We start from the raw sequence: 24754 nt of genomic DNA on the forward strand, positions 1-24754 counted from the left end.
ATGAACGCTCCCCTTCGACCCGGGCTTCCGGGCACCCCTTTCCCTGGTGCGCTGGACTTCCTGTCCGGCACGACCGTGGTCGAGACCCGGCGCTTCGACCTGCGCAGCGGGACGGTGTTCAAGATCCGCGGACGGACCTGGAGGTTCGACCGGCGGATCGCGGGCAAGCTGGAGTTCATCTGCCTGGAGGACAAGGAGCCCGACTTCCATACCGACGAGGAGTTCGCGGCGCTTTGCGCGTCCGGGGATGCTTGGATCGTGGCGGGCGAGGGCTCCTTCGGCGAGTTCCGCTTGCCCGCGCGCGTCACGCTGTCCCCGGCGCAGGAGGCCGAGGCCGACCGCAAGCTGGACTACATCGAGGCCTGCCTGAGCGGTCACGTCAAGGACGATCCGCCCCCCCGGAGCGTGTGGGAGTTCCGGCGCTCGGCAGGGGCCCTCGACCCTATCATCCACCGCCTTGCCGCCCTGAATGGCGAGACGCCGGTCCATTTCACGACCGTCCTCGACTGGCTCGACCGATGGGTGGCCTTGGGGGACATCTACGGCAAGGCCTGCCTTGTCGGGAGAACGGCCTTTCGCGGAAACCGTAAGAGGGGGATCGACCACATGGGCGAGATCGCGCTAGAGCGCGGCGTCGTCCGATGGCTTAACCCGAAGGTCACTAAGGCGACGGCCTACGCGAAGGTCTGCCGGACCGTGGAGGCCTACAAGCGTCAGCTCGTCCGGGGCGGCGTCCTGACCCGGGAGGAGGCTGCGAGGATCGTCGCGCCGTCGGAGCGGACGTTCCAGCGCCGCTGCAAGCAGATCGACAGGTACACCCGCGACTATTATCGCCGTGGGCCAGCCTACGCGAACAAGACCCATCGCACCTACGAGACGACGCCGATCCCGGACCGCCCCTACCAGGATGTCGAGGTCGACCACTGCACGATGGACATCCTCCTTGAGGACGACGACACCGGCATCGTTCTGGGGCGCCCGGACGTCCTCGTCTTCAGGGACCGGGCGACTGGCATGATCGTCGGCAGGCACGTCGGCTTCGAAGGGCCGAGCTACGCGAGCTTCGTCATGGGGCTCCGGCACGCCATGTATCCCAAGGACATGACGCACCTCCGAGGCGTGACGGTTCCCTGGCCGTGCTTCGGGCGCATCGAGAACCTGTGGGTCGACAACGCCCTCCACCTCATCAAGGACGACATCGAGCGCGGCGCGCGGGAGCTGAAGATCAACAAGCCCCGGTTCCGTCCACGGTGCCCCTGGACGAAGGGGGCTCTGGAGCGGTTCTTCGGATACCAGAACACGGGCCTGGTCCACATGCTCCCGGGCTCGACGATGTCGCATGCCTTGGAGCGCAAGGATTTCGATTCGGAGGTCCTCGACAGGGCCCGCATGAAGCGCTCGGAGTTCGAGGCCCTCTTCGACGTGTTCATCTGCCATGTCGCGAATGCCGGGCTCGCCAAGGGGCTGGGCGTCATCCGCGGCGTCGGCGACATCCCCCTGCGCGTCTGGAGCGAGAAGGCCGCCCGCCATCCGAGCGGCCCGCTCCCTCCGCCCGACCTATTCATCGCGCTGTGCGGCGAGTGGGAGACGCGCACCATCCAGAACAACGGCATCACCTGGGAATACATCGTCTACGAAAGCCCGGAGCTCATCCGCCTGATCACGCATCCCGAGCACAAGAATGCGCGGGAGAACGGAGGGGGCACACTCTACAGGGTCTGCCGGGATCCGAATGACCTCGGCCGCCTGTACGTCGAGAACCCTTACGAGCCCGAGCGACCCGTGATCGTCGTGCCTGCCTCGCGGGCGCACGCGCGCTACGCTGAAGGCCTGCACCGCCACGTGCACCGGGTCGTGATCGAGAATGCCCAGAAGCAGGTCCGGGAAGAGCTCGACTTCGACACCCTGATGCGGGTGCGGGACATGCTCGGTGAGGTCGCGGTCGCCGCGCGCGGCCGCCCGGAGCGCAAGAAGGTCCAGCGCCGCCTCGCCCGCTTCATGGAGGGGGAGCGCCAGCGCCGGTTTGCGAGCCGCGTGGTTCCCGGGCGTGCTCCGGACGAGACAACGGCAGCCCACCTGGATCCGCTCGCCGCCGCCGGCCGCCGCAAGTCCCGCGTGGCGCCTGCCGTCGCGACCGCTCCGCTCGCCCAACCGGAAGAGGAGCCGTCCCCGGTCCCTGCCGTCCCGGCACCGCCGGCCGATTCCCCGGCTCCCGTCCCGCTCGCCAAGGCGATGCCGTCGGCCTTCCCTGCCGACGACGACGATGACCTAGCCTCCCTAAAGGCCGCCAACAACTGGAGTTCCGACGATGAGTGACACCGTCCAGACCTTCACGCCGAAGCAGCGCCAGGAGCGTGCCGCGCGCTCGCCCGGGGAGCGCCAGACGATCATGAAGAGCATGTTCGTCGGGCATACGAACTTCACCCTGGCCACCGAGGCCATCGCACGCTTCCACATGCCCGTGAAGGGCGGCGTGCATGACACGGGCTGCCTGTTCGTCCTCGCCGGCGTCCCGCGGGCAGGCAAGAGCTACGTGCTCCAGCGTTACGCGCGCGATTTCCCAAACGTCACTGGCGAGAAGGGGGTAGAGCGACCTGTCGTTTATGTCGACCTACCGGTCGACTGCAGCAAGCGCGGCTTCGTCGAGGCGCTCGCGGGCGCGCTCAACACGGGCCACGCCGCGAAGACGAACGTCGACGATATCTTCGGCAACGTCCTGAACGACCTCCGGCACCAGAAGGTGCAACTGCTGCTCCTCGACGAGACCCAGGAGGCATTCAGCACCAAGCGGCCTGCCGCCGCGACGGCCGCCAAGGGCTATATCCGCAAGATCCTCAACCTGCGGACCCTGAACGTCGTCGCGGCGGGGTTGCCGGAGACGTACAGCCTCATGGCCGCGGACGAGCAGCTGAAGGGGCGCGGCAATCTCCCCTACCACGTCGTCTACCCCTACGACTGGGAGAACAAGGAGCACCGTGGACTTTTCCGGCTCCTTTGCGACAGCATCGACGAGAGGCTGCCCTTCGCCGAGAAGTCCAAGCTCGGGTCCGTCCAGACCGCCTGGCGCCTGCACTGGGTCAGCGACGGCGTCGTCGGCCGGCTCACCGATTTCATCTTCCCGGCCGCTTGCGACGCCCTCAACGAGGGGAGCCCCAACGTGACGTGGGGCCATTTCGCGGACCACTACGACCGGATCAAGCCGCCCGGCCAGACCTTCAACCCCTTCCGCGACGAGATGGGCTCGTCGCCCGGGAAGGCGGCCTAGGCCAGCCATGCATCCCGACGCGCAAGACCAGCTACCGGTAAGCAGAGCCATGCGGACCTTCACCGACCTGAAGGGCAGGGACGAGCCGCCCCTGCCGACCTGGGACGCCCCGAAGCTCGGTGAACCCGCCCACGGGTTCGTGACCCGGCTTTGCTGGCTCGCCCGGCGGTCAAGCGTCGCCGCGTTGCTGACGGGCCATGGCCTGGGCGGCCGCGACATCAAGCCGTCGGAGTGCCTGGAGTTCGCCTTCTCCTTCCCGATCAGGGAGAAGGATGCCCTCCTCGCCGCCACGCCCATCGTCGAGGCGAACCGGGTCGCGTTCCTGGGACAGGCCGTCCGTCGTCGCCAATGGCAGATCTCGCAGCGGCGGTTCTGCCCAGCCTGCCTTGCTGAGAATCCCTATCATCGCGTGTGGTGGGATCTGCCCGCCTTCGCGCGCTGCCCCTACCACGAACTCGACATCGCATGCACGGACGCGGGCGGTCTAGCCCTCCCCTGGTGGTCTCCGTCGTTCTCGCACTCCCCCACCGGCAAGCCTCTGCAAAGGTTCGGCGTCCCCCATCGGACTCCGCCCGTGCCGTCCCTTGAGGCCTATATTCTATCGCGCTTCGGGATCGAGGCTCGGGCGCAGGTCCCACTCCTGGATGGCCTGCCCTTCCTGGGCGACGTCCTCGATATGGTCGAGCTCGTCGGCCGAGTGGCGCTCGGTGGCGCGTCCCGTCGCCGTCCGGTGGTAAACCAGACCAACGGGTTCGACCGCGCTCGCGTGCTGCGGGCCGGCTACGATATCGTCGCGAAGGGCGAGGATGCCCTTGTGGCTCTGCTCCACCGCGTCGCGGGCGAACGGGCAGCGGGGGGAGGTGGACGCGGCAAGACCCTGTTCGGGTGGATCGAGCAGGCCATCTCGGAGGAGGATGGCGAGCACGTCCCGCCGCTGCGGCGCGCGATGTTGCAGGTCGTCATCGAGCGAGGCGACTTCTCGCCGGCGACAGGCGGCGAGTGGACCAACGGCGCGGCTGGCTGGGTCCCCGTACCGACGCTGGCGCGCGAGCTCGGCTTGACCGACGAGCGCCTGCGCAGGATCTCGGAGACGCTGGGCATCCATGAACGCCAGTTCGGGTCGGCGCGCAGCAGGTACCGGGCGTTCACGCCCGATCAGGCCGATTTCGTGCGCACGACGCTCTCCTCGCTGTTGGACCGAACAGGCGCGGCAGAGTTCCTCGGCGTGAGCCGCTGTACAGTGGGAGCGTTTCTGAGCTCCGGCGAACTCAAGCTTTTCGCGGTCATCGGCAAGGATGAAGCACGGGATCGCTTCCGTCCCGAAGACCTGCTCGCGTTTCAGAGCGGTATCATGGCCGGGACAAGGATAATTTCCGAGGCGCCTCCCGGGTTCAAGCCTTTGAGCCAAGTGCGCCGAACCTGCAAGACCAATCCCGCGGCGCTCGTGGCCGAGGAGCTTCAACGGCCCGACGGGGCGCTCCGCGTCGGCGACCGCTTGGGCGACGTTCTCGTGCCCGACCCTCAGGCCCGTAAGGATATGGCGGCGGCCCGGGCAGCTCGCTGGGTCCACCCCGGCCTCAGCCGCGCTGCCGCGGCCAAGATGTTCGGGGACTGCGAGGCGGTAATTGACGCGTTCGTCCGGGCGGGGCTCCTGAAGACGCTGCCGAAGGCGGGCGCCTCAAGCCGGATCTGTCCCGCATCGCTGAACGGTCTGCGAGAGCGATGGGCTCCGGTTTCGATTTACAAGGGGTTCTTGGGCGTGGCGCTCGGCGCTAACGTCGGCAAGTGTCTCTCCAGTCGGGGCGTGCGTGTTCTCGAACAAGCTTTGCTCCCGCGGTCGGTGGCCGTGGAGCGCGCGAGCGCTCGTGCGGTCCTGGGCATTGATCGCGACCCGGACGATCCAGCGACCGGCAGCGTCATCGCGTTCGAAACCGCGTTGCTGCAAGCCCTCATACCGGAGCTCTCGTGGAGCCTTGCCGGGCGCTCGTCCGGGCTTCGGTTGCGCACCTCAAAGGCGGAGATCGTTGTCCTGGTGGCTGCCGATCTCGACCAAGGGGTCGTCGACTTGATCCTGGCGGGCGGACGCATGGATCGGCATGTGGATCCTGTGTGTCGGGTTCCGGCTCCGGAGTTGCAGGATGTTCGCGGCTGGCCCGCGCTCACCAAGAGGATCGTAGCCGAACTGCGCCAATTGCGGTCCTCCTACAAGGTGCGCACCAGCTTCCCGAGCGAGAATCGCGCGGGCCCGCCCTGACAGATCCAGTGGACGGCGCCCGGCGCCGGCGCTCACGTGGCCGGGCGGGGGCGCCAGGGGCAATCGACGGGCCTGTTAAGCCTTGAGGACGGCGATTGACCTGTTGCCGTCGGTTGTAGGGGCGACTGGCAAGGCGACGCCCCAGGGGGTGCACACCGACGGACGCCCGCCCCCGTGCAGAGGCGCTCCACATTCTCGGCCGGTTTCCGCCAGGACGCCAAGACATTCGCGAAGGGTGTTCCCACTGGTCTGACCACCCTGCCCCAAGCAAACATGCTGCGTGAACGTCGAAGGGACGGCCTTAGGTCCCACCGACGATGCGTCGCCGGAGCATCCGAGGTGGCCTTCGCGACGGCGGAGCCCACCTTGCCCGTCGATTTCGACTCTGCGATTGCGCGCTCGGTTTCGGTTCGAACGCTCCTGCTCAGAGGCCCGATCAGGGAGCGAGGCTAGGTGTCGAGGTCTACCTTCAAGGTAGGAGCCGCACCCACGTTACAGGTAGAAACGCCAGGCGATTCATGAGCTTGGGCGTCGGATTTTATTTGGCAATTTGTCGGACGACGTGACGATTCGTCGGACGTTATGTGACGCACAAGAGAGAGGATGGCGCACCCGACACGATTCGAACGTGTGACCTTTGCCTTCGGAGGGCAACGCTCTATCCAGCTGAGCTACGGGTGCATGCGCGTGGTCGCGAAGCCCCTCTCTAGCCCATCCGGGCGCGGGGGGCAACCGGGGATGGGGCGGGGGTGGGCCCGCCGTCGGTCCGGCGGGCCCGTCGTCTTAAAAGGCGCTCGGCTTACTTCGTGACCTGGCCGCGGACCTCGCCGCCCGCGTTGGCGGCGGTGTGGACGTTGAAGTAGGTCTGGCCGGCCATGAGGGCCTTGGCCTGGTCGTCGGTGAGGGTGGCCGAGCCCTCGAAGGCGCCCTGCTTCACGCCGGGGGCGGGAATGAGCACGGGGGCGTTCTTGCCGAGCTCGGCCGGGCCGTGGAAATGCGCGGCCGTGGCCTCGCCCGACAGGCCGGACACGGTGCCCTTCCAGGTCAGGCGCTTGCTCGTCGTGTCGTAGGTGGCGGTGAGGTTGCCCTTGCCGGCGGTGGTGACGGGGGGCACCTGGTTGGCGCCCGAGAGATCCGCCTTCATGGCGACGGTCTCGGCCATCGCGGGGGTGCCGAGCAGCAGGGTCGAGGCGAGGGCTGCGAACAGGATAGGCTTCATGAGACGTCCTCCGTCTGCAATGCCGCTTCTCGTGGAGCGGTCGGGGAGCACGGCGTGCCCCTTGGGCCTGAAGACGCCTGAAGCGGGTTGCTTATTCCGTGCGGGAGCAGATTTTTTCGGGTCCCGCATGGAATTAAGGCTCCGGTCGCGGTGTCTTTATCGTCCGGGACGGCTTGAACAGGGGTGAAATCGTGGGCTGCGGGCCGATGCCGGGGGGACGATGAGCGAGCTTGCCGCTCTCCTGGAGCCGCACATCCCGGCCCTGAGGCGCTATGCCTGGGCGCTCCTGCGCGACGACGCGGCGGCCGACGATCTCGTCCAGGACTGCCTCGAGCGCGCCATCGCCCGCTGGCACCTGCGGCGCCGGGACGGGAGCCTCAAGGCGTGGCTCTTCACCATCCAGCGTAACCTCTTCCTCAACGGGCTGCGCCAGCGCACCCGGCGCGGGGCGCATCTGGGCCTCGACGCCCTGGAGAACGCGCCCTCCGACGAGCCGCCGCCCGACGGCGGCATGGGGGCGCGGGACGTCCTGGCGGGGCTTGCCCTGCTGCCCGAGGAGCAGCGCTCCGTGCTGCTCCTCGTGGGCGTGGAGGACATGTCCTACGGGGAGGCCGCTGAGGTGCTCGGCATTCCCGTGGGCACGGTGATGTCCCGGCTGAGCCGCGCCCGGGAGCGGATGCGCGCCTATCTCGATACGGGCCGGCCCGCCGGTCTCAGGAGGGTGAAGTGACGGACGAACGGCCCATCGGCGAGGACGACCTCCACGCCCTCGTCGACGGACGGCTGACGCCCGACCGGCAGGCGGTGGTCGACGCCTATCTGCGCGGGGATCCGGGCGCCCGGGAGCGGGTGGAGGCGGATCGCGCCGGCCGCGACGCGCTGCGCGACCGCCTCGCCTTCAAGGCCCGCGAGCCGCTTCCCTCGCGGCTGCGGGTCGCGACCCTTCTGGCCGAGCGCCGCCGCCGCCTGCGCCGGGCGGCCACGGGCGTCGCCGCCGGCGTGGCGCTGACGCTGCTTGGCGGAGCGGCGGGCTGGTCGGCGCATGCCTGGCTCGCCGGCACGCCTGGCAGCCGGGCGGGCGGGCCCGAGATGGCGGCGGTGGTGGCCAACGCGCTCCGGGCGCACCGCACCTACGCCGTCGAGATCGCCCATCCCGTGGAGGTCCCAGGCTCGCAGGAGGCGCATCTGGTGCAATGGCTCTCGAAGCGGCTTGGCCGTCCGCTTCGCGCCCCCGACCTGCAGGGGAGCGGCTATCGCCTCGTCGGCGGGCGGCTGCTGCCCGCGGGCTCGGGGCCCGCCGCGCAGTTCATGTACGAGGATCCGGCGGGCGCGCGCCTGACCGTCTATGTCGAGACGGGGACGGCGGCCGAGACCGCCTTCCGTTTCGCGCAAGGCGAGGGGGTCTCCGCGTTCTCCTGGATCGAGGACGGCTTCAGCTACGTGGTGGCCGGGGGGCTCGCGCGCGACCCGCTCCTCGCCGTCGCCGAGGCGATCTACCGGCAGAACGTCGAGCCGCGCCGGGGGCAGGCCCCCCTGTGAGCGCCCGACATCAGGGCTGGGACGGCGGCCGGCGCCTGCGGTTTACCGCCTGTCAACGGCCTTGACCCCCAATGGGCTCCACAGGAGGCGCTCATGCAAGACAGCGAGCAGGCGACCGTCGTCAACTTTCCCCGCGCCGTCGACGTCCGGTCGGATCAGAACATCAGCTCGATGATCGAGGTGCTGCAGGAGCACATGAAGCTCGCCCGCGAGGGCAAGCTGCGCTCGGTGGCGATCGTGTCGGTGTCGGCGGACGGGGCGGCCATCGGCACCCAATGGTCCTGCACCCACGGCGACACGGCGGCCCTCATCGGCAAGCTCACCGTGCTCACCCACGACATGATGGCGGCGCGGGCCTGACCCGCGCCCGCGCGCTCAGTTCGCGGCGATCTGGTCCTTGATGCGCTCGAAGGTGGCGCGGTTGAGCACGCGCTTCGACAGGAGCTCCTCGGGCGTCGCATAGGGGCGGCCCTGGACGATGGCGCGGCCGATCATGCCGCCGCCGAGCGCGTTGAGATCGGACACCGGCGCCGTGTTGAGATCCACGCGGCGGGTGCCCGCCGAGGTCTCGAGAGCGGCCGTCGCCTGCGGGGCGGGGGCCGGCGCGGCCTGCGGGACCGGACGCTGCGGGGCAGCCTCCTGGGGCACGGGCGCGGCCGCGACGACGGGCGGAGCCGCGGGCCCGGCCGGACGGGCCGGCGTGGTGCTGCCGGTGACGCTGCCCTGATAGACCACGCGCGGAGCCTCCGCGGCGGGCGCTGCCGGCACGGGTGCCGGGCGAAGCGGCGCGGGCTCCGCGGCGGCGATCTTGAGCGGATCGGGCTTCGCCGATGCGGTCTTGGCGGAGGGGGCCGCGGCGGTGCCGAGACCCGGCGTATATTGCCAGGCCAGGACCGCCAATCCCGCGATCCACGCCATGCCGAGCAAACGGACGAACACTTTCAAGGCCACCATCTCAGTCACCCGGTCTTTCTGGATTGCGATCGGTCTCATAGTAAACAATTTGATAGCGCGCAAGCGCATTCGAGGCTGGCGGGGGCGCCGCGCGGCTCATGCCGGCGCCGTCCCGCGCAAGGATGGGGTGAGCCCCGCCAAGTCCTGCTGCAGGGCCCGAACCGCCTCGCCGCTGCGCCCCAGCCGGCATGTCATCCGTTCCCGGATCCCGGCCGCCTCGCCCTCGACCGCGCGCCCCTTCTCCGTCAGCTCGATCCGAAGCTGGCGCTCGTCCCCCGCGTCCCGGCTCCGGCGCAGGAATCCGCCTGCCTCCAGGCGCTTGAGGAGCGGCGTCAGCGTCCCCGAATCGAGGTGCAGCCGCGCGCCGATCTCCTTCAACGTCCGCCCGTCCCGCTCCCAGAGCACGATCAGCACGAGATATTGCGGGTAGGTCAGGCCGAGCGGCTCCAGCAGCGGCTTGTAGGCCGTGTTGAAGGCGAGCCCCGCGGCATAGACCGCGAAGCATAGGTGCTCCTCGAGAGGCAGCGCGTCGTTCGTCCGGGCCATCGCGATCCCCAGCCGACCCGCCCGGCCGGTGGGCCGCGCTCGGGTCGCGCCCTGTCTGATCGAGGCCGATCGGATTGTAAACAACATGCGCTGTCGTACGGACCGCGGCGGCGGTACCCCGGGGGCGGATGGCCATACCGGCCGTCGTTCGCGCTGTCTTTCTGCAACCCATGTCGATGTGCGGAGTTGGGAAGCGGGGCAACTCACGTCACCCGGAGGGGATTATGCCGAAGATTCTGTTCGTTTCCGCGCTCTGCCTGCTTGCGAGCGCCTGCGCCACCCAGCAGCAGGCCACCAGCACCGCGGTCGGCGCGACCGCCGGCGCGGTGGTCGGCGGGCCCGTGGGCGCGGTGGTCGGCGCCGGTGCCGGCGCGGTCGCCGGCGCTCCCGGCGGCGTCGTCGACGAGGTGCAGGGCGACAACCGCCGGCGCACGACTCGCCGCCGCTGACCGCAAGCCCGGCCCGGTTCGCGAACGGGGCCTTCGACATGGGGGCGGCGGGCCTAGGCTCGCCGCCCCTTCTTTCTTGGGCGATGCGCCCCGGCTTGCAGCCGACGCACGGCCTGCATGCGTCCGCTGCAATGTATCTTGTCCGTTTTATCGAACAATCTACTTGCCGTTCCGCCCTTCTTGGGCCAGTCTGGCGATGCACGGCGCTTCAGGCCGAGCCGCGGCGATTTGAGCAGCAGCTTGCTCCGCGTCACCAACTGCTAAAGAGCCACGCGCGTCGTCGTGGCCCGATCAGGAGAGCCCGATGACCCCGAGCTGCTGTCCCCACGCGCATTGAGCGCTCCATCCGGTGGACCGAGCCGCGTTCGCCGAACCAAACGTCTCCACGAGCCATGACCCGGACGCGGCGCACGCGTCCGCGGCGGAGACGCGTCTGCCGCACCGACCAGGGTTCACCCCCATGAACGCTCCTTTTCCGCACGCCATGCTCGCCGCCGAAACCGATCCGCCCCTGATCCGCTTCGAGGGCGTCACCAAAACGTTTTCGGCGGGCCCTGCCCCCGTGACGGCCCTCGACGGCGTCGATCTCGACGTCCGCCCGGGCTCCATCGTCGGGGTGATCGGGCGCTCGGGGGCCGGCAAGTCGACGCTCATCCGTCTTGTGAACGGCCTGGAGCGCCCCAGCGCCGGCCGCGTGATCGTGGACGGGCGCGAGATCCAGGGGCTCGACGAGGCCGCCTTGCGCGAGGCGCGCCGCTCCATCGGCATGATCTTCCAGCACTTCAACCTGCTCTCCTCGCGGACCGCGGCCGACAACGTGGCGCTGCCGCTGGAGCTCGCAGGCATAGGGCGGGCGGCGGCGCGGGCGCGGGTCGCGGAGCTCCTCGACCTCGTGGGCCTGTCCGACAAGGCCGACCGCTACCCGGCCGAGCTCTCGGGCGGTCAGAAGCAGCGCGTCGGCATCGCACGGGCGCTCGCCACGAACCCGAAGGTGCTCCTCTCCGACGAGGCGACCTCGGCGCTCGACCCGGAGACCACGCGCTCGATCCTCGACCTCCTCGCCCGCATCAACCGCGAGCTCGGGCTCACCATCCTGCTCATCACCCACGAGATGGCGGTGATCCGCGGCGTCGCCCACGAGGTGGCGGTGCTCGCGTCGGGGCGCATCGTGGAGGCGGGACCCGTCTTCGACGTGTTCAGCACCCCGCGCCATCCGCTCACCCGCGCCTTCCTCGCCGGCGAGCCCGGCTTCGCGCTCCCGCCCGCCATCGCGGGCCGCCTCGTGCCCGAGCCCGTCGAGAACGGGCAGACCGTGATCCGGGTGGTGTTCCGGGGGGCGCACGCCACCGAGCCCGTGCTGGCGCGGCTCGCCCGGGACGAGGCCATCGAGGCCAACATCCTGGCCGGCACCGTGGACGAGATCGCGGGCCGTCCCTTCGGCGTGCTCGTGGTCGCGATACCGAGCGGTGCCGAGACGGCCCAGGCCTTAGGCTTCTTCGCCCGCCATTCCCTCACCGCGGAGGTCGTCGGCCATGTCGCCTGAGCTCATCCGCCTCATCCTGGAAGCGACCCTCGACACGCTCGCCATGGTGGCGGCCGCGGCCGGCATCGGCGGGCTCGTCGGCCTGCCGCTCGGGGTGTTCCTTGCCACCAGCGGCCCGGGCGAGCTGTTCGCGGTGCCGTGGCTCAACCGGGCGCTGGGCTTCCTCGTGAACGTCACCCGCTCGACGCCCTTCATCATCCTCGTGGTGGCGATCATCCCCTTCACGCGGCTGATCGCGGGCACCTCGATCGGCACGGGGGCCGCGATCGTGCCGCTCACCGTGGCGGCGATCCCCTTCATCGCCCGCATCGTCGAGGGCGCCATCCGCGAGGTGGATGGGGGGCTCGTGGAGGCCGCCCGCGCCTTCGGGGCGACGCCGCTCCAGATCGCCCTCAAGGTGCTCCTGCCCGAGGCGCTGCCGGCCATCGTGCTCGGCCTTACCCTCTCGATCGTCTCGCTCACGGGCTTCTCGGCCATGGTGGGCGCCGTCGGCGGCGGGGGCCTGGGCGATCTCGGCATCCGCTACGGCTACCAGCGCTTCATGCCCGAGGTGATGGCCGCCGTCGTCGTGATCCTCGTCCTCATCGTCCAGCTCGTCCAGACCCTCGGCGACGGCCTCGCCCGCCGCCTCAACCGGCGCATCCGCCGCGCCTGATCCCCAGACCCGTCTCCCGGAGGCTTCCCCATGCCCACCCGTCGCGTCCTCCTCTCCCTGTCGCTCGCCCTCCTCGCCGGCCCGGCGGGGGCCCAGGCGCCCCAGACCGTGCGGATCGCCGCGACGCCCGGCCCCCACGCCCAGATCCTCGAGGCCGTGCGCCCGATCGCGGCGCGGGGCGGCGTCGATCTCAAGATCATCGAGTTCTCGGACTACGTCGTGCCCAACACAGCGCTCGCGGCGGGCGAGATCGAGGCGAACTCGTTCCAGAACCAGCCCTATCTCGACAACCAGAAGGCCGATCGCGGCTTCAAGATCGAGAGCGTCGCCCAGACGGTGAATTTTCCGCTCGGCGTCTATTCCAAGCGGCACAAGACCTGGGACGCGGTCCCGAACGGCGCCCGCATCGCGATCCAGAACGATCCCACGAATGGCGGGCGCTCGCTCCTGCTCCTCCAGGACAAGGGCGTGATCAAGCTGAAGGAGGGCGTGGGCTTCAAGCCGACGGTGGCCGACATCGTCGAGAACCCCAAGCGCCTGCGCTTCGTCGAGATCGACGCGGCCCAGACCCCGCGGTCGCTGGACGACGTGGACGCGGCCGCCATCAACACCAACTACGCCACCCCCGCCGGCCTGAAGCCCTCGGACGCGATCCTGCGCGAGGACCCGAAGGGCCCTTACGTGAACGTCCTCGCCGTGCGGGCGGCGGACCGCGACAAGCCCTGGGTCAAGACGCTGGTCGACGCCTACCGCTCGCCCGAGGTGAAGGCCTTCGTGGAGAAGACCTTCGGCGGCGCGGTGCTCGCGAGCTGGTAGTTCGCCCCCACCTCTGTCATTCCGGGGTCCTTCGCTCCGCGAAGCCCCGGAACGACAAGGGACGTGCGCTCACCTGATGCTTGATTCCACCCTCGCCAAGGTCTCGCCCCCGGAGCGGCCGCTGCCCTCGCTGCGGCTCCTGCGCACCGTGGTGCGCAATCCTATCGAGGCCTGGCCGCGGCCGGTCTACGAGGAGCCGCTGTTCCGCTCGCGCCTGTTCGGCCGCGAGAGCCTGTTCGTCAGCGATCCCGACCTGATCCGCACGGTGCTCGTCGACCGCGCGGAGAGCTTCTGCAAGGCCGAGACCATGCGGCGCGCCCTGCGGCCGGCGCTGGGCGACGCGATCCTCACCGCCGACGGGGCGCATTGGCGCTGGCAGCGCCGGGCGGTGGCGGGGATCTTCCGGCCCGAGCGGGTGGCGGCGCTCGTGCCCGCCATGCTGGCGGCGACCGAGCGCACCCGCGACCGGCTCCTCGCCGCCGGGCCGGATGCCACGATCGACCTCGCGTCGCAGATGACCCGCACCACCTTCGACATCATCGTCGAGACCATGCTGTCGGGGACTCGTGGCATCGATGCCGCGCGGGTCGAGGCGGGGGTCACGGACTATCTCGAATCGACGAGCTGGAACGTTGCCTACGCCCTCCTCAAGGCGCCGGGCTGGCTTCCCTATCCGGGGCAGAGGCGCGCCGAGCGGGCGCGGGACTATCTTCGCGCCGAGCTCCTGCGGCTCGCCCGGGAGCGCCGCGCGGCGGGCGGTGGGGGCCACGACCTCGCGGCCCTGCTGATCGGGGCCCGGGACCCCGAGACGGGGCAGGCGATGAGCGACCGTGACGTCGCCGACAACCTGCTCACCTTTATCACGGCGGGTCACGAGACCACGGCGCTCGCGCTGGCCTGGACGTTCTATGCCCTGAGCCGCCATCCCGACGTGGAGCGCCGCCTCGTCGAGGAGATCGAGACGGTGACGGGCGGCGCGCCGCTCGCGCCCGAGCACCTGGAGCATCTGCCCTACGCCCGGCAGGTGGTGCAGGAGGCCATGCGCCTCTATCCGCCCGCGCCCGTGGTGGTGCGCTCCGCCCTGGAGACGCTCTCGCTCGGCCCCGAGACGGTGACGGCCGGGACGCCGGTCTACGTCCCCGTCTATGCCGTGCACCGCCATGCGCGCCTGTGGGAGCGCCCCGACGCCTTCGATCCCGGCCGGTTTGCCCCGGAGGCCGCGCGGGCCCGCCACCGCTTCGCCTACCTGCCCTTCGGGGCGGGGCCGCGCATCTGCATCGGCATGGGCTTCGCGATGCGGGAGGCGGTCGCGATCCTGGCGGTCCTCGTGCGTGCCCTGCAGGTCGCGGTGCCCGACGGCCACGAGCCGCGCCTGAAGCTGCGCATCACCCTTCGCCCCGAGGGCGGCCTGCCGGCGCGGGTGACGCCCCGCGGGCGGGATCCGGAAAGCCCGGCCGGTGTGGCTTCGCGGTAACGGATTTTTAACAATTGCTAAGGCACTCTTAACGCCGACCGATACGTGCCTCAGCCGGCAGGCCTGATCACCCTCGACGGCGAGCGACAAACAAGCGGGACGGCCCCGCCCGTGCGGTCCAATACCACCGTGAGGAACGGACCAAGAGGGCCCCGATGCGCAAGCGTCGGGGTCTCTGCTTTCGGTTTCCTTGACTCCGGCGCCCTATCCGCGTATCGCCTCCGCTCAAATTCCAGACGCTCGACCCGAACGTCGCCAAGCCGCCCGGTCCTGTGAGGCCGGAGGTCAACGCCCGACAGCGCGATGCGCCCTCGGGCGCGTTTGGCTTTGGGCCGTGCGTCCCCATCTGTCGATTCTGAAAAATCGACAGCGCACGAGAGATCCATGGCGAGCGACACGCTCAACATCGAGGACGCGGTGAACGAGGCCTGCCCCTGGTCGGGCAAGCCCGTCGCCGCCGATGCCCTCACCCTGTACCGCGATCACGTGGTGGGGTTCTGCAATCCGGGCTGCCGCGACAAGTTCGCGGCGGCGGTCGCCCATTTCGACCGGGCGATCGAGGACGCCGAGGCCGCGGCGGACGTGCCGCTCATCGCACGGGGGCTCGACTGACATGTTCGAAGGCTTGTCGGAACGCCTCTCAGGCATCCTCAACACCCTCACCCGCCGCGGCGCGCTGACCGAGGACGATGTCAACGCGGCGCTGCGCGAGGTCCGCCGCGCGCTTCTTGAAGCCGACGTGGCCCTGGAGGTGGTGCGCTCCTTCACGGACAAGGTGCGGGCCCGCGCGGTCGGTGCCGAGGTCGTGAAGTCGGTGACGCCCGGCCAGATGGTGGTGAAGATCGTCCATGACGAGCTCGTCGCCATGCTCGGCGCCGACGCAGACCCCATCAGCCTCCAGGCCGCGGCCCCCGTGCCGATCCTCATGGTCGGCCTCCAGGGCTCGGGCAAGACGACCACCACGGGCAAGATCGCGCGCCGCCTCAAGGAGCGGGGCGACCGGCGCGTGCTCATGGCCTCGCTCGACACCCGCCGCCCGGCCGCCATGGAGCAGCTTGCCGTGCTCGGCCGCCAGGTCGGCGTCGACACGCTGCCCATCGTGGCGGGGCAGAACGCCGTCCAGATCGCGCGCCGCGCGCTGGAGGCGGGCCGCTTGGGCGGCTACGACGTCGTCATGCTCGACACGGCGGGCCGCGTCACCCTCGACGAGGGCCTGATGGCCGAGGTCGCGGAGGTGAAGGCCGCGACGAACCCGCACGAGGTTCTCCTCGTCGCCGACGCGCTGACCGGCCAAGACGCCGTCAACACGGCCCGCGCCTTCGATGCGCGGGTGGGCGTCACAGGCATCGTGCTCACCCGCATGGACGGCGACGCGCGCGGCGGCGCGGCGCTTTCCATGCGCGCCGTCACGGGCAAGCCGATCAAGCTCGTCGGCACGGGCGAGAAGATCGACGCGCTGGAGGAGTTCCACCCCGGCCGCGTCGCCAACCGCATCCTCGGCATGGGCGACATCGTCTCCCTCGTGGAGCGGGCGGCGGAGACCATCGACGCCGAGAAGGCCCAACGCATCGCCGACAAGATGCGCAAGGGCAAGTTCGACCTGGAGGACCTGCGCGACCAGCTCGGCCAAATGGAGAAGATCGGCGGCATCGGCGGCGTGCTCGGCATGATGCCCGGCATCGCCAACATGAAGAAGCAGATCGCCGGCGCGAACCTCGACGACAAGGTGATCAAGCGCCAGATCGCGATCATCAACTCGATGACGGCGCAGGAGCGGCGCAACCCCGATCTCCTGAAGAACTCGCGCAAGAAGCGCATCGCGGCGGGGTCGGGCACGAAGCCGGAGGAGATCAACAAGCTCCTCAAGATGCACCGCCAGATGGCCGACGTCATGAAGATGATGGGCCAAAACAAGCGGGGGGGCCTGGCGGGCGCGCTCGGCAACATGTTCGGCATCGGCGGGGGCGGCATGCCCGAGCCGACACCCGAAATGCTCGCCGAGATGCAGAAGAAGCTTGGGCAGGCCGGCGGCGTGCCGGGCGGCGGGCTCCCGCCGCTGCCGCCGGGCCTCGGCGGTCCGGGCAAGGGTCCGTCTCTGCCGGGCTTGGGCGGGCCGAAGATTCCCGGGCTTTCCGGCCTGGGTGGCTTCCCCTTCGGGGGGAAGAAGAAGTGAGGTTCCGCTCGTCAGTTCCGGGCGCCGAAGGCGGCCCCGGGATGACGGGCGGGTTCGCAAGTCTCTGATCCAAACGTCTGAAATCAAGGAGTGAAGACATGTCCCTGAAGATCCGCCTCACCCGCGGCGGCGCCAAGAAGCGCCCCTATTACCGCATCGTCGTCGCCGACTCGCGCTCCCCGCGCGACGGCCGCTTCATCGAGAAGATCGGCACCTACGATCCGATGAAGCCCAAGGACGATCCGGCCCGCATCATCCTGGAGACCGAGAAGGTCCAGGCCTGGCTCGCCAAGGGCGCCCAGCCCACCGACCGCGTCCTGCGCTTCCTCGACGCCGCCGGCCTCATGAAGCGTGCCCCGCGCAACAACCCGCAGAAGGCCGAGCCGGGCCAGAAGGCCAAGGAGCGCGCCGCCGAGCGCGCCAAGAAGGCCGGCGTGGCCGAAGGCGAAGCGGCGTAAGGCGCCATGGCGCGGCGCCCCAGCCCCAAGGCCTCCCTCCGGGGAGCACGGGCGCCGCGCGCTCCAGCCCCGCCCGCGGCCGCCCGCGTGCCGTCTCTTCCAGAGGGCCTCGTGCCCCTGGGCGAGATCGGCCGCGCGCACGGGCTCAAGGGCGAGGTGCGGATCAAGTCGTTCACCGACGATCCCGTGGCGATCGGCGCCTACGGCCCGCTCGTCCTGGACGACGGCACCCCCGCCGTGCTCGGGGCCGTGCGCCCGCTCACCGGCACCGCCGATATGGTGCTGGCGCGTATCGACGGCGTGACGACCCGCGAGGCGGCGGAAGTCCTCAACCGGCGCCGCCTGCTCATCCCCCGCGACCGCCTGCCCCCGCCCGACGACGAAGACGAGTTCCTCGCCGCCGACCTCGTGGGTCTCTCCGTCGAGACCCCCGACGGCCGGACCATCGGCACCGTCATCGGCGTGCCGGATTTCGGCGGCGGCGATCTCCTGGAGATCCGGCCGCCGCGCGGGCCCACCGCCTTCCTCCCCTTCACCAAGGCCTTCGTGCCGACCATCGACCTCGCGGCCCGCCGGCTCGTGGTCGAGGCGCCCGACGACCTCTTCGAGCCGGCAAAGCCCCATGGCGACGAGCGGTCCTGACCCCCTCATCCGTCCAGCTTCACGCGCGGACGTCCCCGCCATCGTGGCGCTGCTGCGCGACGATCCGCTCGGGCGCGAGCGCGAGGGCGAGCCCGACGATCCGGCCTATGGCGCAGCCTTCGAGGCGGTGGAGCGCGACCCGAACTGCACGATCTACGTCATGGAGGACGCGGGCGCCGTGATCGGCTGCGCCCAGCTCATCCTCTTGGCAGGCCTGTCGCGCCGAGGCATGCTGCGGGGCCAGATCGAGGCCGTGCGCATCGCGGCCTCCCGGCGAAATGCCGGCCTCGGGGGTCGTCTCGTCGCCCATCTCGTGGAGGCGGCGCGCGCCCGCGGCTGCGGCACGGTCCAGCTCACGAGCGACAAGACGCGCCTGGAGGCGCACCGCTTCTACGGCTCCCTCGGCTTCACAGCGAGCCACGAGGGCTTCAAGCTCACCTTCGCGTGACCCCCTTCGCCGCCACGATCCTCACCCTGTATCCCGAGATGTTCCCGGGGCCGCTCGGCGTGTCGCTGTCGGGCGACGCCCTGGCGCGGGGTGCCTGGTCGCTGGAGGCCCGCCACATCCGCGACCATGGCCTGGGCCGTCACCGTGCCGTGGACGACACCCCGGCCGGGGGCGGGCCCGGCATGGTGCTGCGCTGCGACGTGCTCGCCGCCGCCATCGACGCCGCCGCGCCGCCCGGCGATCCCCGCCCACGCCTCCTCATGAGCCCCCGCGGCCGGCCGCTCACGCAAGCGCTCGTGCGTGAGCTCGCGGCGGGGCCGGGCGCAGTCGTGGTGTGCGGCCGCTTCGAGGGAGTGGACGAGCGGTTGATCGAGGGACGAGGCCTCCAGGAGGTCTCCATCGGCGACTACGTGCTCTCGGGCGGCGAGATCGCGGCCATGGTGCTCCTCGACGCCTGCGTCCGCCTCCTGCCGGGGGTCATGGGCCACGATGCGTCGGGCACGGAGGAGAGCTTCGAGGGCGGGCTCCTCGAATACCCGCATTATACCCGCCCACGCCTGTGGGAGGACCGCTCCATCCCCGACGTGCTGCTTGGCGGCAACCACGCCGCGATCGCGCGATGGCGCCGCGCCGAGGCCGAGCGCCTGACTCGCGAGCGGCGGCCGGATCTCCTGGGGGAGGGCGGAAAGGGATGAGGCGGCGCTGACGGATGCCGGCTCGCGACGTCTCCCCTCTCCCGGGGGGAGAGGGGCCAGGGGTGAGGGGTGACCATCTCAAACCAGCGATCTCCCACCCCGTTGCTCCCACCCATCACCCTCGTCCTGAGGTGCCCTGCGGAGCAGGGCCTCGAAGGGCGGTCCAGGGATCTCCGGAGAGCCGTGGCAGAGGTGGTGCGTGCTTCGAGACGCCCGCTGGCGCGGGCTCCTCAGCATGAGGGGGTGGGAACTCGCTGGAACCGCGTGGTACCCCCTCACCCCCTGGCACTTCGTGCATACCTCTCCCCATGGGAGAGGGGAGCCGCGCTCACTTCGGCTGGACGAAGATGTTGATGCGCAGGTTGGGGTCGGTGGGGTCGGTGAGGTCGGTGACGTATTCCTCGATGAAGGTGTCCTTCACCGTGACGCCCTTGGCGTCGAGATAGGCCGTGATCGTCTCGTAGGTGCTGTCGATGTCGTCGTAGGGCGACTCGTGGACGAAGCGCAGCGCCTTGCCGGACGGGGTCGTGCCGGCGCGGATCTCGGGGTTCACGGGGGAGGGGCCCTCGAGAGGGCGGTCCAGCGGCACGATCGCGTCGTAGCGGAAGCCGAGGTCGTCGGTCTCGACGAACACCGTGATGGGGCGGCCGGTGGGCGTGATCCCCATCGGCTTCAGGGCCGCCTCGATGCGCGCGAAGGTGGTCTTCAGGTGGCTGAAGCCGTCGTCCCAGGTGCTGCGGCCCGAGACGATGGCGGCGGGGCGCGCCGGGAGCGTGACCTCGTCCACGTCGTTGGGGTCGCCGGGGGTGGGCACGAGGGTCTGGCGGGTGCCGGGCGCCGGCTGGGCCGTCGCGGGACCCGGAGGCGGAGCGGGCTGGGCGGCCGCGGGCGGGGGAGCCGGAGCGGGCTGGGGCTCGGCGGGCGTTGCGGCCGGCGGGGGGAGGGGAGCGCTCTCGACCGGCGCCGGGCGGGGCGCGGCGCCCGCGTCGGGCGCGGGTGCCGTCTGGCCCAGGACGGCCGTGGAGGAGACGAGCAGCCCCACGAGGGCGAGGCGGAGGGTCGAAGGGGAGCGCCGGCGGAGCATGGTGATCTCTGATGTGCGAATCGCAAGCGTGGGTCAACGCCGCGACGCGGAGCATAGGTTCCCGGGCGGCCCGCCGCGAGCCCGTGCCGTAACGTCCGGACTCGCGATTTTCATGGCTTTGGCCCATATAGCGGCGGGTCAGCCCGGAAGATGCCATGAGCGCGCTCGATCACCACCGCTTCCTGAAGATGAACGGCCTCGGCAACGAGATCGTCGTGGTGGACCTGCGCGGCTCCAAGACGCGTATCCAGCCCCACGAGGCCCGTGCCATCGCGGCCGATCCGCGCTCGCGCTTCGACCAGCTCATGGCGATCCACGATCCGGTCGTCGAGGGCACGGACGCTTACTTGCGCATCCTCAACACCGACGGCTCGGAATCGGGCGCCTGCGGCAACGGCACGCGTTGCGTCGCCTGGGCCATGATGGCGGACGCCCAGATGGGCGGGAGCCCTGAGCGCCTCACGCTCCAGACCAAGGCGGGGCTCCTGCCGGCCTGGCGGGTGTCGGACCTCGTCTTCACCGTCGACATGGGCCGGCCCCGGCTGCGCTGGGACGAGATCCCCCTGGCGGAGGAGTTTCGCGACACCCGGATGATCGAGCTCCAGATCGGTCCCATCGACGCGCCCGTCCTGCACTCGCCCTCCGCCGTTAACATGGGCAACCCGCACGCGATCTTCTGGGTCGACGACGTGAACGCCCACGATCTCGCCCGCGTGGGCTCGCTCCTCGAGAACCATCCCGTCTTCCCCGAGCGCGCCAACATCTCGCTCGCCGAGGTGCGCGGGCCCGAGCACATCGTGCTCAGGGTCTGGGAGCGGGGGGTTGGCCTCACCCGGGCCTGCGGCTCGGCTGCCTGCGCGGCCGTCGTTGCGGCGGCTCGCAAGAAGCTCACGGGGCGCAAGGCGACCGTGTCGCTGCCCGGCGGCGACCTCACGATCGAGTGGCGCGAGAGCGACGACCGGGTCCTCATGACCGGCCCCGTCGAGCTCGAATGGGAGGGTACCTTCGCCCCCGCGCTCTTCGCCGGGGCGGCCTGATGGGGGTCGAGGTCGTCACCTTCGGCTGCCGGCTCAACATCTATGAATCCGAGGCGATGGAACGGCAGGCCCGGGAGGCCGGCCACGAGAACCTCGTGATCGTGAACACCTGCGCGGTGACGGGCGAGGCCGCCCGCCAGGCCCGCCAGACCATCCGCCGGATCAAGCGCGAGCGGCCCGAGGCACGGATCGTGGTGACGGGCTGCGCCGCGCAGGTCGAGCCCGGCGCCTTCGCGGCGATGCCCGAGGTGGGCGGGGTTCTGGGCAACCACGAGAAGATGAAGCCGGAGACCTGGGGCGCGCTCCTCGACCCCGCCGACACCGAGCGGGTGCGGGTCGCCGACATCATGGCGGTGCGAGAGACCGCGCTTCATCTCATCGACGGCATGCGGGGGCGCACCCGCGCCTTCGTCCAGGTCCAGAACGGCTGCGACCACCGCTGCACGTTCTGCATCATCCCCTTCGGCCGGGGTAACTCCCGCTCCGCCCCCATGGGCGCCGTGGTGGAGCAGGTGCGCACGCTCTACCAGCACGGCGCCCGCGAGGTGGTGCTCACGGGCGTCGACATGACGGGCTACGGCCGCGACCTGCCGGGCGCGCCCGCGCTCGGCACCCTCGTGAGGGCGGTGCTGCGGCACGTGCCCGATCTCCCGCGCCTGCGCCTGTCCTCCATCGATTCCGTCGAGGCGGACGCGGACCTGCTCGACGCCATCGCCACCGAGCCCCGGCTGATGCCGCATCTCCATCTCTCGCTCCAGGCCGGGGACGATCTCGTCCTCAAGCGCATGAAGCGGCGCCATTCCCGGGCGGAGGCCATCCGCTTCTGCCAGGAGGTGCGGCGGCTTCGCCCCGACGTCGTGCTCGGCGCCGACATCATCGCGGGCTTCCCCACCGAGACGGAGGAGGCGTTCGCGCGCTCCCTCGATCTCGTGGACGAATGCGGCCTCACCCATCTCCACGTCTTCCCCTTCTCGCCGCGCCCCGGCACCCCCGCGGCCCGCATGCCCCAGGTGCCGCGGGACGTCGTCAAGGACCGGGCCCGGCGCCTGCGCGAGCGGGGCGAGGCGGCGCTCCGGCGCCATCTCGACGCCCAGGTCGGGACGTGGGCGCGGGTTCTCGTGGAGCTCGGCGATGTCGGGCGCACGGAAAGCTTCGCGCCGGTGCGGCTCCCGGGGGGCGCTCGGGCGGGCGATCTCCTTGAGGTGGCGATCGCAGGGCACGACGGGCGGGCGCTGATCGCGGCGTGAGGCTCCTGCGGGGCGCAAGACGACGCGCCGAAGGCGCTCCCTCGACGGGAGCGTGGACAACACCCGGATTCTCGGGTATAGGCCGCCCCCTAAATCACAACAGGACGCCGAAATCCCGCGCGGGCCCGAGGCCCACGCAACGGCAGGAGCTTTGTCATGAACATCATCGAGCAGCTCGAGCGCGAGCAGATCGCCCGCCTCAACAAGACCATTCCGGATTTCGAGCCGGGCGACACGGTCATCGTGAACGTGAAGGTGAAGGAAGGCGAGCGCTCGCGCGTTCAGGCCTATGAGGGCGTGGTGATCGCGCGCTCGGGCGGCGGCCTCAACGAGAGCTTTACCGTGCGCAAGATCTCCTATGGCGAGGGCGTGGAGCGCGTGTTCCCGGTCTACTCGCCGATGATCGACTCGCTCAAGGTCGTGCGCCGCGGCAAGGTCCGCCGCGCCAAGCTCTATTACCTGCGCGATCGCCGCGGCAAGGCCGCCCGCATCGCCGAGCGCGTCGACCGCTCCGGCAAGCCGGGCGACGCCAAGCGCGGCGGCCAGCCCGCCACCGCGGCCGAGTGAGCGTCGCGCTCGCCTGAGACGACATCCTCCACGCCGGCCCCCGGGGCCGGCGTTTTCGCATGCAAGACCGCCTCCCGCGGGGCCCTGCGCCGGTTTCATGCGCGTTTTGGCGTATTGTGGCCCGGGCGCTCCCCGCTTTAATGAGGCGCATCCCATCGGTCTTTGACAGGACGGCCCCGATGAAGCCCCGCACCCTCTACGACAAGATCTGGGACGACCACGTCGTCGACACGCAGCCGGACGGGACCTGCCTTCTCTACATCGACCGCCACCTCGTCCACGAGGTGACGAGCCCGCAGGCCTTCGAGGGCCTGCGCGTGGCCGGGCGTCCCGTGCGCGCGCCGCACAAGACGCTCGCTGTCGTCGACCACAACGTGCCGACCTCCGACCGCAAGGACGGCATCGCCGACCCGGAGAGCGCGACCCAGGTCCAGACGCTCGCCGACAACGCCCGCGACTTCGGCGTCGAGTACTACAACGAGCTCGACGTGCGGCAGGGCATCGTCCACATCATCGGGCCGGAGCAGGGCTTCACGCTGCCGGGCACCACGATCGTGTGCGGCGACAGCCACACCTCGACGCATGGCGCCTTCGGGGCGCTGGCGCACGGCATCGGCACCTCGGAGGTCGAGCACGTGCTCGCCACCCAGACGCTGATCCAGTCCAAGGCGAAGAACATGCGCGTGACGGTCGACGGGCAATTGCCCCCCGGCGTCACGGCGAAGGACATCATCCTCGCGATCATCGGCGAGATCGGCACAGCCGGCGGCACCGGCCACGTCATCGAATATGCGGGCGAGGCCATCCGCTCGCTCTCGATGGAAGGCCGGATGACGGTCTGCAACATGTCGATCGAGGGCGGCGCCCGCGCAGGCCTCATCGCTCCCGACGAGAAGACCTTCGCCTACCTGAAGGACCGCCCGAAGTCGCCGAAGGGCGACGCCTGGGACGCGGCCGTGCGCTACTGGAGCACGCTGCACACCGACGAGGGCGCGCATTTCGACCGCGAGGTGCGCCTCGATGCGGCGAACCTGCCGCCCATCGTGACCTGGGGCACGAGCCCGGAGGACGTGGTGTCGGTGACCGGCGTGGTGCCGAACCCCGACGACATCGCCGACGAGAACAAGCGCCGCTCCAAGCACCGCGCGCTCGACTATATGGGCCTCACCCCCGGCACCCGGATCACCGACATCACCCTGGACCGCGTGTTCATCGGCTCGTGCACCAACGGCCGCATCGAGGACCTCCGGGCGGTGGCGAAGGTGGTCGAGGGCAAGCGCGTCCACGCCAACGTCAACGCCATGATCGTCCCGGGCTCGGGGCTGGTGAAGATGCAGGCGGAGGCCGAGGGCCTCGACCGGATCTTCATCGCGGCGGGCTTCGACTGGCGCGAGCCGGGCTGCTCCATGTGCCTTGCCATGAACGCCGACCGGCTCTCCCCCAACGAGCGCTGCGCCTCCACCTCGAACCGCAACTTCGAGGGCCGCCAGGGCTTTAAGGGCCGCACCCACCTCGTCTCCCCCGCCATGGCGGCAGCCGCCGCGATCGCGGGCCGCTTCGTCGACATCCGCGAATGGGCGTCGCTGGCGGAAGCGGCGCAGTAGGCGTTTCACCCGTGAATGACCGAAGGCCGCCGGGGCGACCCGGCGGCCTTCGTCGTTGAGGCCCTCTCCCCTCTCCCCGATGGGG

Annotated in this window: 25 protein-coding genes and 1 tRNA gene; 21 read left to right on the plus strand and 5 right to left on the minus strand. The window is 70.5% G+C overall.

All coding sequences use genetic code 11. The features are described from left to right. The 3 genes from F0L46_RS21425 to F0L46_RS21435 are packed head-to-tail and all read left to right on the plus strand — an operon-like array spanning nucleotide 1 to nucleotide 5519. Nucleotides 1–2316 carry a TnsB C-terminal domain-containing protein gene (locus tag F0L46_RS21425; RefSeq protein ID WP_149821414.1) on the plus strand — a complete coding sequence of 772 codons (2316 nt, stop codon included), beginning with the start codon at nucleotides 1–3 and terminating at the stop codon, nucleotides 2314–2316. After that, nucleotides 2309–3265: a TniB family NTP-binding protein gene (locus F0L46_RS21430; RefSeq protein ID WP_149821416.1), complete on the plus strand. Its 957-nt coding sequence runs from the start codon at nucleotides 2309–2311 to the stop codon at nucleotides 3263–3265. The genes F0L46_RS21425 and F0L46_RS21430 overlap by 8 nt, the downstream gene beginning before the upstream one ends. 49 nt (nucleotides 3266–3314) lie before the next feature. Continuing rightward, entirely contained in the window at nucleotides 3315–5519 is a 2205-nt protein-coding gene (locus tag F0L46_RS21435; RefSeq protein WP_188312079.1) for a TniQ family protein, read from the plus strand. 604 nt (nucleotides 5520–6123) lie between these two features. On the opposite strand, the gene F0L46_RS21440 is transcribed toward F0L46_RS21435, so the two are convergent. Together F0L46_RS21440 and F0L46_RS21445 are read right to left on the minus strand one after the other, a co-directional pair. Beyond that, nucleotides 6124–6200, minus strand: a tRNA-Arg gene (locus F0L46_RS21440). A gap of 118 nt (nucleotides 6201–6318) precedes the next feature. Then, nucleotides 6319–6738, minus strand: a complete 420-nt coding sequence (locus tag F0L46_RS21445) for a CHRD domain-containing protein (protein WP_149821420.1) — start codon at nucleotides 6736–6738, stop codon at nucleotides 6319–6321. 220 nt (nucleotides 6739–6958) lie between these two features. Between F0L46_RS21445 and F0L46_RS21450 the strand changes: the two genes are divergently transcribed. The 3 genes from F0L46_RS21450 to F0L46_RS21460 all read left to right on the plus strand — a co-directional run bounded on the left by F0L46_RS21450 (nucleotide 6959) and on the right by F0L46_RS21460 (nucleotide 8637). Continuing rightward, nucleotides 6959–7468, plus strand: a complete 510-nt coding sequence (locus F0L46_RS21450; RefSeq protein WP_149821422.1) for an RNA polymerase sigma factor — start codon at nucleotides 6959–6961, stop codon at nucleotides 7466–7468. Continuing rightward, the gene (locus F0L46_RS21455) at nucleotides 7465–8277 is read left to right on the plus strand and encodes an anti-sigma factor family protein (RefSeq protein WP_149821424.1); all 813 of its coding nucleotides are present in this window, start codon (nucleotides 7465–7467) and stop codon (nucleotides 8275–8277) included. The genes F0L46_RS21450 and F0L46_RS21455 overlap by 4 nt, the downstream gene beginning before the upstream one ends. Before the next feature lie 93 nt (nucleotides 8278–8370). Continuing rightward, complete coding sequence (locus tag F0L46_RS21460) at nucleotides 8371–8637, plus strand: hypothetical protein (RefSeq protein ID WP_149821426.1); 267 nt, start codon at nucleotides 8371–8373, stop codon at nucleotides 8635–8637. Between the two features lie 15 nt (nucleotides 8638–8652). On the opposite strand, the gene F0L46_RS27115 is transcribed toward F0L46_RS21460, so the two are convergent. Next, complete coding sequence (locus F0L46_RS27115; protein WP_276315617.1) at nucleotides 8653–9216, minus strand: helix-hairpin-helix domain-containing protein; 564 nt, start codon at nucleotides 9214–9216, stop codon at nucleotides 8653–8655. Nucleotides 9217–9327: 111 nt separating this feature from the next. Then, nucleotides 9328–9777 carry a MarR family winged helix-turn-helix transcriptional regulator gene (locus F0L46_RS21470; RefSeq protein ID WP_149821428.1) on the minus strand — a complete coding sequence of 150 codons (450 nt, stop codon included), beginning with the start codon at nucleotides 9775–9777 and terminating at the stop codon, nucleotides 9328–9330. Nucleotides 9778–10001: 224 nt separating this feature from the next. Here F0L46_RS21470 and F0L46_RS26310 point away from each other — a divergent pair, with 224 nt between their 5' ends. The 11 genes from F0L46_RS26310 (at nucleotide 10002) to trmD (ending at nucleotide 19130) form a co-directional block, all read left to right on the plus strand. After that, entirely contained in the window at nucleotides 10002–10226 is a 225-nt protein-coding gene (locus F0L46_RS26310) for a YMGG-like glycine zipper-containing protein (RefSeq protein WP_188312080.1), read from the plus strand. A gap of 460 nt (nucleotides 10227–10686) precedes the next feature. Beyond that, nucleotides 10687–11769, plus strand: a complete 1083-nt coding sequence (locus F0L46_RS21480) for a methionine ABC transporter ATP-binding protein (protein WP_149821432.1) — start codon at nucleotides 10687–10689, stop codon at nucleotides 11767–11769. Continuing rightward, nucleotides 11759–12424 carry a methionine ABC transporter permease gene (locus F0L46_RS21485; RefSeq protein WP_149821434.1) on the plus strand — a complete coding sequence of 222 codons (666 nt, stop codon included), beginning with the start codon at nucleotides 11759–11761 and terminating at the stop codon, nucleotides 12422–12424. The genes F0L46_RS21480 and F0L46_RS21485 overlap by 11 nt, the downstream gene beginning before the upstream one ends. Nucleotides 12425–12454: 30 nt before the next feature. After that, nucleotides 12455–13240 carry a MetQ/NlpA family ABC transporter substrate-binding protein gene (locus F0L46_RS21490; RefSeq protein WP_149821436.1) on the plus strand — a complete coding sequence of 262 codons (786 nt, stop codon included), beginning with the start codon at nucleotides 12455–12457 and terminating at the stop codon, nucleotides 13238–13240. A gap of 76 nt (nucleotides 13241–13316) precedes the next feature. After that, nucleotides 13317–14714, plus strand: coding sequence for a cytochrome P450 (locus F0L46_RS21495; protein ID WP_149821438.1), 1398 nt, complete (start codon nucleotides 13317–13319; stop codon nucleotides 14712–14714). A 384-nt stretch (nucleotides 14715–15098) separates the two neighbouring features. Then, nucleotides 15099–15326: a glutathione S-transferase gene (locus F0L46_RS21500; protein WP_149821440.1), complete on the plus strand. Its 228-nt coding sequence runs from the start codon at nucleotides 15099–15101 to the stop codon at nucleotides 15324–15326. Between the two features lies 1 nt (nucleotide 15327). Further along, nucleotides 15328–16887 (plus strand): signal recognition particle protein, encoded by a 1560-nt coding sequence (gene ffh / locus F0L46_RS21505; RefSeq protein ID WP_149821442.1) that lies wholly within the window; start codon nucleotides 15328–15330, stop codon nucleotides 16885–16887. 98 nt (nucleotides 16888–16985) lie between these two features. Then, entirely contained in the window at nucleotides 16986–17345 is a 360-nt protein-coding gene (gene rpsP / locus F0L46_RS21510) for a 30S ribosomal protein S16 (protein WP_149821443.1), read from the plus strand. Between the two features lie 6 nt (nucleotides 17346–17351). Beyond that, nucleotides 17352–17987, plus strand: coding sequence for a ribosome maturation factor RimM (gene rimM, locus F0L46_RS21515; protein ID WP_149821445.1), 636 nt, complete (start codon nucleotides 17352–17354; stop codon nucleotides 17985–17987). Beyond that, nucleotides 17968–18435: a GNAT family N-acetyltransferase gene (locus F0L46_RS21520; RefSeq protein WP_149821447.1), complete on the plus strand. Its 468-nt coding sequence runs from the start codon at nucleotides 17968–17970 to the stop codon at nucleotides 18433–18435. Before rimM ends, F0L46_RS21520 begins: the two co-directional genes overlap by 20 nt. Beyond that, nucleotides 18432–19130: a tRNA (guanosine(37)-N1)-methyltransferase TrmD gene (gene trmD / locus F0L46_RS21525; protein WP_276315615.1), complete on the plus strand. Its 699-nt coding sequence runs from the start codon at nucleotides 18432–18434 to the stop codon at nucleotides 19128–19130. The genes F0L46_RS21520 and trmD overlap by 4 nt, the downstream gene beginning before the upstream one ends. Nucleotides 19131–19458: 328 nt before the next feature. Here trmD and F0L46_RS21530 read toward each other — a convergent pair whose 3' ends face one another. Continuing rightward, nucleotides 19459–20214, minus strand: coding sequence for a GyrI-like domain-containing protein (locus tag F0L46_RS21530; RefSeq protein ID WP_149821449.1), 756 nt, complete (start codon nucleotides 20212–20214; stop codon nucleotides 19459–19461). Nucleotides 20215–20369: 155 nt separating this feature from the next. On the opposite strand from F0L46_RS21530, the gene dapF reads away from it, so the two are divergent. The 4 genes from dapF to leuC all read left to right on the plus strand — a co-directional run bounded on the left by dapF (nucleotide 20370) and on the right by leuC (nucleotide 24669). Continuing rightward, on the plus strand, nucleotides 20370–21251 hold the full coding sequence (gene dapF, locus F0L46_RS21535; protein WP_149821451.1) for a diaminopimelate epimerase: 882 nt from the start codon (nucleotides 20370–20372) through the stop codon (nucleotides 21249–21251). Next, nucleotides 21251–22498 carry a tRNA (N(6)-L-threonylcarbamoyladenosine(37)-C(2))-methylthiotransferase MtaB gene (mtaB, locus tag F0L46_RS21540; protein WP_149821453.1) on the plus strand — a complete coding sequence of 416 codons (1248 nt, stop codon included), beginning with the start codon at nucleotides 21251–21253 and terminating at the stop codon, nucleotides 22496–22498. Before dapF ends, mtaB begins: the two co-directional genes overlap by 1 nt. Nucleotides 22499–22654: 156 nt before the next feature. Beyond that, on the plus strand, nucleotides 22655–23065 hold the full coding sequence (gene rplS / locus F0L46_RS21545; RefSeq protein WP_149821455.1) for a 50S ribosomal protein L19: 411 nt from the start codon (nucleotides 22655–22657) through the stop codon (nucleotides 23063–23065). Nucleotides 23066–23244: 179 nt separating this feature from the next. After that, nucleotides 23245–24669 (plus strand): 3-isopropylmalate dehydratase large subunit, encoded by a 1425-nt coding sequence (gene leuC, locus F0L46_RS21550; protein WP_149821457.1) that lies wholly within the window; start codon nucleotides 23245–23247, stop codon nucleotides 24667–24669. Nucleotides 24670–24754: the final 85 nt, after the last annotated feature.

Source organism: Salinarimonas soli (assembly GCF_008386575.1).
Lineage (GTDB): Bacteria > Pseudomonadota > Alphaproteobacteria > Rhizobiales > Beijerinckiaceae > Salinarimonas_A > Salinarimonas_A soli.